Source organism: Salinimicrobium oceani, from assembly GCF_012037645.1.
Genome location: NZ_JAAVJR010001524.1, coordinates 1 through 297, shown reverse-complemented (window position 1 = coordinate 297; position 297 = coordinate 1). Strand labels below are relative to the sequence as shown.

Annotated in this window: 1 pseudogene; it reads right to left on the bottom strand. The window is 42.4% G+C overall.

What is annotated here, in order from left to right:
• Window positions 1-297 (bottom strand): annotated as a pseudogene (locus HC175_RS22925) (biotin--[acetyl-CoA-carboxylase] ligase); the annotation flags it as partial.

Below are 297 nucleotides of genomic sequence, written 5' to 3'. Positions count from 1 at the left end.
AAGCCATTTTTCATAGGCCTTTAGAATAGCTTCGGAATTTTCTTCAGAAATATTTCCGAAGCTGTTTTCCAGGTCCTTCAGAAGCAATTCAAGGACCTCCTCTGTCTCGAAGTCTCTTCCTGAAACTGTTTTCATGGATGCCGCTTTTGGCAGGTCATCAAATTGAGTTTGATTCACGTTGAGACCAATACCAATGACGGATGCGACCACCTTTCCTTCAGAAATGGTGTTTTCGATGAGAATACCGGCGATTTTTTGATTTGCTGACAGAATGTCGTTAGGCCATTTTACCCTGAG